The 11,589-nt window shown below is 38.7% G+C and carries 9 protein-coding genes; 4 read left to right on the forward strand and 5 right to left on the reverse strand.

What is annotated here, in order from left to right; translation table 11 throughout:
* Window positions 1–705 precede the first annotated feature (705 nt).
* The 5 genes from dcuC to apbC all read right to left on the reverse strand — a co-directional run bounded on the left by dcuC (window position 706) and on the right by apbC (window position 6,946).
* Window positions 706–2,067, reverse strand: coding sequence for an anaerobic C4-dicarboxylate transporter DcuC (gene dcuC / locus INT04_RS14365; RefSeq protein ID WP_193016783.1), 1,362 nt, complete (start codon window positions 2,065–2,067; stop codon window positions 706–708).
* A gap of 276 nt (window positions 2,068–2,343) precedes the next feature.
* Window positions 2,344–4,275, reverse strand: coding sequence for an outer membrane assembly protein AsmA (asmA, locus tag INT04_RS14370; RefSeq protein ID WP_193016784.1), 1,932 nt, complete (start codon window positions 4,273–4,275; stop codon window positions 2,344–2,346).
* 47 nt (window positions 4,276–4,322) lie between these two features.
* Window positions 4,323–4,904, reverse strand: a complete 582-nt coding sequence (gene dcd, locus INT04_RS14375; protein ID WP_193016785.1) for a dCTP deaminase — start codon at window positions 4,902–4,904, stop codon at window positions 4,323–4,325.
* A 67-nt stretch (window positions 4,905–4,971) separates the two neighbouring features.
* Entirely contained in the window at window positions 4,972–5,613 is a 642-nt protein-coding gene (udk, locus tag INT04_RS14380; RefSeq protein WP_193016786.1) for a uridine kinase, read from the reverse strand.
* A gap of 220 nt (window positions 5,614–5,833) precedes the next feature.
* Window positions 5,834–6,946, reverse strand: coding sequence for an iron-sulfur cluster carrier protein ApbC (apbC, locus tag INT04_RS14385; protein ID WP_193016787.1), 1,113 nt, complete (start codon window positions 6,944–6,946; stop codon window positions 5,834–5,836).
* A gap of 204 nt (window positions 6,947–7,150) precedes the next feature.
* Between apbC and metG the strand changes: the two genes are divergently transcribed.
* From metG to cdd, 4 genes are all read left to right on the forward strand, one after another.
* Window positions 7,151–9,178, forward strand: coding sequence for a methionine--tRNA ligase (metG, locus tag INT04_RS14390; RefSeq protein ID WP_193016788.1), 2,028 nt, complete (start codon window positions 7,151–7,153; stop codon window positions 9,176–9,178).
* A 134-nt stretch (window positions 9,179–9,312) separates the two neighbouring features.
* Window positions 9,313–9,789: a CidA/LrgA family protein gene (locus tag INT04_RS14395; RefSeq protein ID WP_193016789.1), complete on the forward strand. Its 477-nt coding sequence runs from the start codon at window positions 9,313–9,315 to the stop codon at window positions 9,787–9,789.
* Window positions 9,790–9,791: 2 nt separating this feature from the next.
* Window positions 9,792–10,487, forward strand: a complete 696-nt coding sequence (locus INT04_RS14400) for a CidB/LrgB family autolysis modulator (RefSeq protein ID WP_193016848.1) — start codon at window positions 9,792–9,794, stop codon at window positions 10,485–10,487.
* Window positions 10,488–10,691: 204 nt separating this feature from the next.
* Window positions 10,692–11,576 carry a cytidine deaminase gene (gene cdd / locus INT04_RS14405; RefSeq protein WP_193016790.1) on the forward strand — a complete coding sequence of 295 codons (885 nt, stop codon included), beginning with the start codon at window positions 10,692–10,694 and terminating at the stop codon, window positions 11,574–11,576.
* Window positions 11,577–11,589: the final 13 nt, after the last annotated feature.

Genomic DNA, 11,589 nt, shown 5'->3' on the forward strand with positions numbered 1-11,589 from the left:
TCAAGTAAAACATCACACCCTTGTACAGTAAGATGATAGCGATTGTGTCCATTAAACCTAGCCATATTCTCCATTTTTACATTCTCTTTTTTATGTATTTAATTGATCACCATAAAACACGCTACCGCCCTTTGCCGTAAACCAAAGCACATAAGGCGTAATGCCAATTTATTATCCACAGCATCATTTTTAGCCAATAAAACAGCATATTTAAACAATACCACCAATAAATTAAGCCAAACATATCATGATAGATAAATTAAATTAAACATATTTATTTTTAAATGTGATTTAATAGTAAAAAAATAGGAATAAATAAGTAGTTATTCTTATTTATATTGGTAATGTATTTATAGCTCATTTTTTACGAATAATTACCAAAAAATAATACTTTATTTAAATACAGTTAGTTACATAAAAATAATCTAACTTTGATGAGATGAAGGATATTAATAGAATATTTGAAATGAAATTTAATTGGATATAGAGAACTCACAACATAAATATATCTAATTACTCCAGATATGTGTAAACCACAAAAAACATTATAATTATTTATCTATATATGCATGCTATGTGAAAACATTAAGGTGGCTTTTTAATTTTATCCAATAAAAAAACGGGCTTTGTTAATTGATAACAAAACCCGTCAATAAAAATAAAAGCAAATTAGATAAAATTAATTTTATTTCAATAAGTTAATAATTAACCTAAAGTACTGGGTACAAGAATTTCAGTCGCAACAATAACAATAACCAGACCCACTAATACAGGAACAGAAACACGCTTCATCACTTCAAACGGTGAAATTTTTGCCATACCCGATACTGCCACTACCACACCAGAAACGGGTGATAATGTACGGCCTAAGTTTGAAGCTTGTAACATAGGAATAGTTAAATAAGCAGGGTTAACACCCATGTTGCTGGCTAAGCGAGGAATTAATTCAACGAAAGCGTAAAATGGTGCGTTACCAGAGCCTGTGGTCATTGCAGCTAACATGGTAATTAATACCAGAGCAATCATCATAACAATCGCACCTGAGCCTAATGACTGAGCCCCTTCAATTAACGCATTAATAAAGCCAACGGTCGTTAAGCCTTGAGCAAATACCCCTGCAGCGACTAATAACATAACAACTTGAGCAAATGCATCTGCCATACCGCGATAAGCAACTTCTAAGCCTTCAAAAACCTGTTTTGCACTGAAGCTGCGAATAAATTCGATAATAGCCGCTAAAATCATACAAATGATAATAATGGCAACAATATGAAGCTCTGGTAACCATTTACCATCAAAAACTAAAACACCGATAATAGGTGTGAAAGGTAAAATCGCATAGAAACTGGGTGCGTGAGTTTTAATTTCATTCACATCTAACATTTCTGTTTCGATATGCTCTTTACGGTCAAGATAACGCTGCCAGAAGAAGTGGGCAATACACATACCAATAATTGCAGCAATAGAGATAGGTAATGTGGTTTTAAAGGCAAAATCAATGAGCGACATTTGAGAAGCTTCAGCGGCTAAAATAACATCACCCGACGTTGGCGCTAAAATAATAGAAGCTGGAGATGCGCAAATTGCAGCAGCGGCACCGCGACTAATTCCCATATTCACCATAACAGGGAATAGCGTTGCCATTAACAACACCCCTAAACCTGTTGCTGATGAAACCGCCAGTGACATCAAACATGCCACAATGTAAGCCGCAACCATCAGAAGATAAGGTGAGTTAATCATTTTTAATGGACGTGATGCTAATTTTACCACCACATCGTTGGCACCAATATGCGTCATATAAGCGGCAAAGCCACACAGTATCATGATCATCATACCTAAATCGCCACCACGGCTCATTAGTAGATTTTTCACATACTCAACGATATCAATTAAACCATACCCTGTTGCGGCTGCGCTTGGTGGTAAAACAGCCCTTCCCATAATAACACTGATGATCAGTAATAACAGACCACCCGTCATTAAAACACCCGTTGGTGAATAGCCTTTTACAATATAACGTCCAACACCTACAGCAACGAAGGCGCCGATAAGAATTTCGATCATTTATATTTCCTGTCTAAAAATAGTTATTTATAAAATGAAGTTTTTTATTTTTATCATCATTTTTGCGTTTAGTGCGATTGACACACTCTGCCCAAAGGCAACGTTGCAGTGTATGACATATATCAAAAAAAACGACTATTTTTTTACATAGGCATAGCACAAATGCTTACTTTTCATTCAAAACATAAATTAAATGATAGATATAAAGCAAAAAGCACACGATTATCAAAATAGTGTGCTTTTATTCAGAGTGTGATGAAGTTAAAATTTGTGAGATTAGATTTTCTTCAATAACTGATTCAATGCTTTGACTTCTGGGCTATCAGCATCTTGCTTATTAAGCCAGTTATCGATAGCTTGCTTCGCTTTTTGCTGTAATTGATCACGCAGTAATTTTTCAACGTTAAACTCATATTGAACCGCATTCCAATCACCATAAAGCCTTAACGGAATATCAATTTTAGCAAGCTGGCGAATTAACTCATTTTCTTTACCCCAGCCTTTTTTAATATTGACCAACAACACCACATCCAAATCATGACGTTGAAGGTTAACTTTACCCTGCCCTTTAATTTGATAAGCCTCTGCCTGAGCATCTAACGCATTAACAGTAACTTGCCCTTTAGGGGCTAATTTAAATTGGGCAATCACATTATCGGCTTGAGTAAAACTTTCAATATCTTCGGGATAAACAACTTTATCTGTAGCCTGAGCCACTGATTGCTGAATAACCTGAGGCACATTTAACCCTTGCATTTTAAATTGAGTTAATGAGGTATCAAGTTTACCCTGCCAGTGGTTAAAAAAGGCATTTCGGTTATACCCAGCACCTTCCAAATTTCCTTTCGCTGAAATCAATCCACTGAAATTCTCTGGCTGATTAAAAACACGTAATAGTGGCTGTAACGGGATATTGTTCATTGTAATATCCATACTGATATGTGCTGGCACAATACCTGTTGAAATTACAGTAGGAAGTGAAAAATCACCGTTAAGAATTTGCCCTGTTAATGTTTGAATGTTTAGCGAGTGAGGATTATTTAACGCTTCAATTTTAAAATTATTAATTTCTAATTCTTTATACAGAAGCTTATTTAACGCTAGCTTCAACGTAAATTCGACATCACCCCAGTGAGTTAAATCATATTCTTTATTTTCGACGGCCACTGAAGTAATAATGGGTTTTGCCATAATAGTGGCATTTGGTGCAGGTGCAGCGTGTGCGGTATTAAATAATGAAAATGATGATGTATTATCCGTCATCGGCTTCAATAATACCGTTTCTGCCGTTTTAGCTTCAGCTAACTCTGGCAACAAGGTATTTAAATTTAATTGCTCACCGGTTAAATCAACCTGATAACGTGTTTTATTGGCGAACTCCGCACTGACATTACCGTGTAATTGGCTGTCATTAGCTGTGAGATTTAAATTATCAAAGGAAATTCGTCTAACACCTTCATTTCTAATCGTAAAATCTGAGGTTAAACTTCCTGCGATGCCATTTTCAGGGATCCCTATTCCTAATAAAGCATAATCTAACTGCGTAATATTCCCGTTAATTTGATAAGGATATGTATTCATATCCGCATTAGCGATAACATTCAACGTGACCTCACGACGATCACGATTCACTTTCGTGCTCATCTCAAGATTAACTTGTTTTTTATCATCGGTTTTCAACGACAAATTAATATCGCGTAAATTAAGTTGCTCACCGTCTTTCATTTGCCAAATGATTAAGCTGTCTGAAATTTTCACTTTAGCAATATTTAATTGCCAACTATGAGTTCTGGGTTCAATAACAGGATGAGAGGTTTCTTTAGGCGTAGAAGGCGGTACTATCTTAGGAATAGCTTTACTTTCAGGTGTTTGACGAACAACAGCACCTTTAAGCATCACTTCTTTTACTTCAAGTTGATGAGAGAAAAGCGGAAATAGTTCAACATCCAGACGCATATTATCTGCCGTAATTAAAGGCATTTCCGCACCCGGTGCCGTCAATGACATTTTACCACTGATGATGCTGAGTTTTGGCCAAACATGCCAACGCATATCGTCTTGTAATGTGAGTTTATAACCGCTTTGTTTTTCGACTCTCTCAACGAGATATCCACGGAAATCATTGGGGTTAATGAGTAGAACTAACGCTGTTAAGCCTGCCAAAATAACCACAAGCAAAATAGCCAGTGTTGTCAGAAACCTTTTCATATAATTACCCGTTTAGTGAAATCTGATAATGATGATTATAAAGATAGTTAATCTTCACTAATCCGACTACCTACTGCACCTTGTTGATTTTTATATTTAGCATCTTGACGACGATTATAAGGTCTATCAGCAGAGCCAGACATTGGTTCAAAACTTAATGCACCAATTACCATACCCGGTCTTAATGCAAGAGGAAGTTTACCTGAATTAAAAAATTCTAATACGATTTGCCCATGCCAACCAGGATCAATGCGATGAGCCGTCACATGTACCATTAAACCTAAGCGTGCTAATGATGAGCGTCCATCTAACCACCCCACCACATTATCAGGTAATGTGACCGATTCCAGCGTTACCGCCAATGCTAATTCACCTGGGTGTAAATAAAATGCTTCACCTTCAGGTAAAACAATTTCATCACTCATTACACGTTCTAACGCAGCATTCACTTCGGCTTTAGGGCCACTTAAATCAATATAAGGTGCAGTATGACCTAGGAAAACACGGAATTGGTTCCCTAAGCGAACATCTGCTGTTGCGCCGTTAATTCGCTCGACGGGCGGGCGGGGTTCGATGACTAATTTACCCTCATCTAGCCACTGAATAATATCACGGTCGCATAATCGCATTTTATTTCCTTTTTCAAATTAAACAGGCAGTTTCATCATGCATGAAAGCTGCCCACAAATGAACCTATTATTCGCAGAATTGCCCAATTTTTGCTTTCAAAATATCAATTGCAACGCGGTTTTTACCCCCTCTTGGAACAATAATATCGGCATATTGTTTAGAAGGTTCAATAAACTGGAAGAACATCGGACGAACGGTTTTATTATATTGTTCAATGACTGAGTCAAGGCTACGCCCGCGTTCATTTACATCACGTTTAATTCTGCGCATTAAGCAAATATCTAACGGGGTATCAACAAAGATAGAAAAATCCATCTCTTCACGCAGGCGCTTATCTGTTAATAACAAGATACCTTCAATAATAATAACTTTTTTGGGTTTAAAAGGAATGGATTCTGTTTTGCGCGTGTGAGCTACGTAGTCATACTGGGGGAGTTCGATGGCATTTCCTGCTTTTAGTTCACACAAATGTTGGTATAAAAGAGAGTGATCCATCGAATTAGGGTGGTCGTAATTAACCTTATATCGTTCTTCCATCGTTAAATCACTTTGGTCACGATAATAACAATCTTCTGGTATCACACCGATATTATGATCACCTACTTGCGCTCTTAATTCACGGTAAAGCGTACTCGCAATAAGACTTTTACCCGAAGCAGAGGCTCCAGCGATACCTACAATTGTGCACTGATGTGCTGTGTCAGCCATAATCAAAAACCTGGTTTGAAATAAAAAGAGGGATAACGTAATAATATGTAAATATTACGCTAGCGCAGATTATAGTTTTGAAATCACTCTGGTTCCAGCGTAAAACCAGAAATCTATTTGTTTTTTATCAAAAATAGTCGGAAATCACATGTAAAAAATGGAAAGCCGAATGACTCTCCATTTAAATCAGTAAATAATTCAACGTATTATTTTACTGTAATTACACTGCGCGGAAAGAAATTTCCGTTGGAATTGCATCGCCATCCCAATACATTTGTGCTGAAACCGTAGACGCAATTTCGCGATAAATATCAGTAAATTCGCCTTCAGGATCACGCATCACTGTAGGTTGCCCGCGGTCTAAGTCTTCACGCAACGAGATATGAAGAGGTACTTGGCCTAATAATTCACAATGGTATTTTTCTGCCAATTTCGCCGCTCCCCCTGTCCCAAAAATAGGCTCAAGGTGACCACAGTTACTGCAAATATGCGCACTCATGTTTTCAATAATACCTAATACAGGCACATTGACTTTTTTAAACATGACAATCCCTTTCATCGCATCCACCAGCGCAATATCTTGTGGTGTTGTTACTACAACCGCCGCAGTTACAGGGATATTTTGGGATAAGGTTAATTGAATATCACCTGTTCCCGGTGGCATATCGATAACCAGATAATCCAAGTCAGGCCACAGCGTATCTTGAAGCATCTGCATCAATGCTTTGCTTGCCATAGGGCCACGCCACACCATTGCATTATCGTCAGTCACTAAATAACCAATAGAATTAGACGCTAAACCATAAGCCATAATTGGCGCCATATGTTGTCCATCAGGAGACGTTGGACGCTCCATTGTGGTACCCAACATATTAGGAATAGACGGCCCGTAAATATCCGCATCCAGAATACCGACTTTAGCGCCTTCTTGTGCGAGTGCTAAAGCAAGGTTAACGGCTGTACTTGATTTACCTACACCACCTTTACCAGAACTGACCGCAAGAATATTACGTACACCATTTACACCAGGCAGATCATTTGCACGACGTAAAGTAGAAATATTATGCTTGAGTTTCCATTCGATGGCGCTTGCGCCAGTGATCTGACGAAGTTCCGCTGTTTTTTCTTCGATTAGCACTTGGAAAGGTTTTTTCCAAACAAATGGCATGACTAATTCGATATGAAGAACATCGTCAATCATTGCACATTGATGTAATGCTTTTAAAGAAAGCAGATTACGTTTCAATGTCGGGTGTTCAAAAGTAGACAAGACACCTGAAACTTTTTCATTCAGAATCTCAGGGGTGGTCTGCTCGGGGGATTTTTCACTCATCCCGGCTCCTCTCGTTTTCATTATTTATTAAATATATGAGTACACCTATCATATCAGATAGTAGATGACTACGATAATGCCTTACCTCAATTTGCTAACTGAAATTTCTCTTGCAAAAACTCAATTATTGCCCTAGCGACATCAAGACGGATCGGTTACCATCAAAGACCCTTTTATTAATTTTATGGAAGTAAGATCCTTACTATGTCTCACGTCGCGAATAAATTATTGGTAACCTGCGCGTTACCTTATGCTAACGGTTCAATTCATCTCGGTCATATCCTTGAGCACATTCAGGCAGATATCTGGGTCCGTTATCAGCGAATGCGCGGCAAAGAAGTTCATTTCATCTGCGCTGACGATGCCCACGGCACACCTATTATGCTGAAAGCACAACAACTGGGTATTACCCCAGAAGCGATGATTGAAGAAATGAGCAAAGAACATCAACAGGATTTTGCTGGTTTCAATATTAGTTACGACAATTATCACTCTACACACAGTGATGAGAGCCGTGAGCTATCGACAAAAATTTATCTGGCACTGAAAAAAAATGGTCACATCAAAAGCAAAACGATTTCTCAGCTTTATGATGAAGAAAAAGGGATGTTCTTACCTGACCGCTTTGTAAAAGGCACTTGCCCTAAATGTAAAGCCGAAGACCAATATGGCGATAACTGTGAAGTGTGTGGCTCCACCTACAGCCCAACAGAATTAATTAATCCACGATCTGTTGTTTCAGGCTCAACCCCTGTAATGCGTGAAACTGAACACTACTTCTTTGACTTACCTGCATTTAGCAACATGTTACAAGCATGGATACGTTCTGGCGCACTGCAAGAGCAAGTTGCGAACAAAATGCAAGAGTGGTTCGATAGCGGTTTACAGCAGTGGGATATTACTCGTGATTCACCGTATTTCGGCTTTGAAATTCCAGATGCACCGGGTAAATATTTTTACGTATGGTTAGATGCTCCTATTGGCTACATGAGTTCATTTTTAAACTTATGTGAAAAACGGGATGATTTAAGTTTTGATGAGTTTTGGAATAAAGACAGCAAGACAGATCTTTATCACTTTATTGGTAAAGATATTGTCTATTTCCACAGCTTATTCTGGCCTGCGATGTTAGAAGGCAGTGAATACCGTAAACCAACCAACCTGTTTGTTCATGGTTATGTCACCGTAAATGGTGCGAAGATGTCAAAATCTCGTGGCACCTTTATTACAGCGCGTGCTTATCTTGATCATTTTGATGCCGATTGCTTGCGTTATTACTATGCAGCAAAACTTTCATCTCGCATTGACGATATTGATCTAAACTTAGAAGACTTTGTTCAACGTGTAAACAGTGACATTGTGAATAAAGTGGTTAACCTTGCATCACGTACCGCAGGTTTTATCAGTAAACGTTTTAATGGAAAATTAGCGGACACCTTAGATGATCCTAAGCTGTATCAACACTTTGTTGATATGCAAGAAACCATAGCCCAATCTTTTGAAAACCGTGAATTTAGTAAAGCGGTTCGTGAAATTATGGCATTAGCAGATGAAGCTAACCGTTATATTGATGAAAAAGCACCGTGGGTAGTGGCAAAACAAGAAGGCCAAGATGCACAGTTACAAGCTATCTGCACCATGGGAATTAACTTATTCCGCGTGCTGATGACTTACCTGAAACCTGTTTTGCCTTCACTGACAGAGCGTACAGAAGCATTTTTACAAACCCAATTAACTTGGGATGCTCTTGCTCAACCGCTGTTAAATCAAGATATCACAAAATTCAAAGCGCTGTTTAACCGCATTGAAATGGATAAAGCTAACGCAATGGTTGAAGCCTCAAAAAGTACCATTGCACCTGTAAAAGAAGTGACAGGCCCACTAGCGGATGACCCTATTCAAGACACCATTAAGTTTGATGATTTTGCAAAAATAGACATGCGTATCGCTGAAATTAAACAAGCAGATTTTGTTGAAGGCTCAGACAAACTGCTAAAATTAATGTTGGATTTAGGTGGTGAGACTCGCCAAGTATTTTCTGGTATTCGTACTGCATATCCAGATCCTAAAGTGTTAGAAGGTCGTTTGACGGTAATGGTCGCAAACTTAGCACCTCGTAAAATGCGTTTTGGTATTTCAGAAGGCATGGTAATGGCAGCAGGCCCTGGCGATAAAGATATCTTCTTACTCAGCCCAGATTCTGGGGCAAAACCAGGTCAGCAAGTAAAATAGCAACCAAAATTCATTTGCTAAATAAATAAAAGGCGGGGTTCTATTAGAGCCCCGCTCTTTTTTTATTGTGATCCATAGCACACTTTCAAAATCGGTGTATGATAATTCTGTTAGTTGATTTGGGACACTTACTTATGAAATCTAAACGGGCACGATTGCAGATTACACTTTGGCATTATTTACGATCTTTTTTGGTACTTTATCTTTGCCTTTTTGCGGGTAATCTTATATCAGCCCTTCTACCCTTCGCGGTTCCAGGTAGCATTGTTGGCTTACTTATTCTCTTTGGTTTACTCGCTTTCCAGCTTATTCCTTTACGCTGGGTTAAACCCGGTGCCAATATCCTCTTAAAAAATATGTCGTTACTCTTTATCCCTATCGGTGTGGGCGTAATGAACTATTATGATTTACTTAGTCAGCAGCTTTTTCCTATCGTTTTAGCCAGTGTAATAAGTACCTTTGGTGTGATGGCGTTGGTTGCTTATTGCTCGCACTATGTGCATCGTGAGCGTGTTATCGTGGGTTCAAAACCAGATCAAGTTAATGACATTGTTGAAATAAAAGAAAAAGATGATGACGATAATGCGTTAAGTGAGAAGAAAAAATGTTAGCCATGTTAATAAATATTTGGTGGTCACTTCCTTTAAGTATTTTTATTTTTTACTTAGCACGCAAACTGGCTGCCCGATTTAAATTACCTATTTTAAATCCACTTTTAATCGCGATTGTGGTAATTATTCCTATTCTATTAATAGCGAAAGTCCCTTACGAAGACTATTTTGCAGGGAGTCGTGTTTTAAATGATTTATTACAGCCTGCCGTTGTGGCTTTAGCGATCCCACTTTACCAACAACTACACCAAATTCGTGCTCAGTGGAAATCGCTGATCAGTATTTGCTTTATTGGCAGTATTGCCGCCATGGTCAGCGGTACCGCGATTGCCTTATGGGCAGGAGCAACACCTGAAATTGCCGCATCAATCTTACCCAAATCAGTCACAACACCTATCGCAATGGCTGTCGCAGACTCTATAGGGGGTATTCCTGCAATCAGTGCTGCATGTGTTATTGCAGTAGGTATTTTAGGTGCCATTTTTGGTCATTCGCTCTTTAAACTATTGCGTATTCCTACCCACGCCTCTCGTGGTTTAGCTATGGGAACCGTTTCTCACGCAGTGGGAACCGCAAGAGCGGCTGAAGTAGATTATATTGAAGGCGCTTACAGCTCATTAGCATTAATGACTTGCGGGATTATTACTTCCCTTACCGCACCATTTATCTTCCCTATTATTTTGCATCTTTATAGCTAATTTAATTTTTACTCTTCTTGTCCTTTGAAATCCCCGATTTAATTCATTTTATTTCGGGGATTTTTACTATAAATTTGAGATACATCTCTCAATTAATGAATTTGTTGCAATTGTTTCATTGAAAATATGATTTTCATCACATATAAGAATGGGTAAAGATGCCTAGAATCTTATAATACAGAAAGATTAATGGGAGACTCATGTATGCATACTCGTTTTCAGGCAATTTGGTCAGATTTACCCCCGCAGTTACAACACGCACTTGCTCCTTATCTTGAGCAAGATGATTTTCCTGCAATGTTCACGGCAGAACAGGTCAATGCCATAAAAACACAGTTACAATGTAATGATGAGGCCTTAGCCCTTGCACTTTTACCGGTTGCCGCAACTTGTGCTGTTGCCCCTATCTCTAATTTCAAAGTGGGTGCGGTTGCCCGCGGTGAAAGTGGTAATCTCTATTTTGGTGCCAATATGGAATTTGCTGGCGCACCACTACAACAAACCGTTCATGCTGAACAAAGTGCGGTCACTCACGCATGGTTACGTGGTGAATCTCGCTTAATCGCGATTACGGTTAACTATACACCTTGTGGTCATTGTCGCCAGTTTATGAACGAACTCAACAGTGGCACCCATATTCAAATTCAATTACCCGGTAGAAAAGTGGCGACATTAGGTGATTACTTACCTGATAGTTTTGGCCCAAAAGATCTGGATATCACAACGTTATTGATGGATAAAGTTAATCACGGTTACAAAATTGATAACCCAAGTGAATTAGCACAACAAGCCTTACAAGCGGCTAATCGTAGCCATGCTCCTTATAGTGAGTCCCATAGCGGTATTGCCGTTCAAATGAAAGACGGTAAAATTTTCCAAGGTAGTTATGCTGAAAATGCCGCATTTAACCCAAGCCTACCGCCATTACAAGCAGCATTGATTTTATTAAATATGGCGGGTGAGAGTGTAATGGAAATTGAATCTGCGGTATTAATTGAAAAAGCAGAGACTATTTTAACGCAATGGGATGCGACTCAAGCGACATTAACGGCTTTAGGTTGCCGCCAGATGCAGCGCATCACTTTGTAAAAATTTTTAACTT

The sequence above is a fragment of the Proteus sp. FME41 genome, assembly GCF_014897315.1.
Taxonomy (GTDB): Bacteria; Pseudomonadota; Gammaproteobacteria; order Enterobacterales; family Enterobacteriaceae; genus Proteus.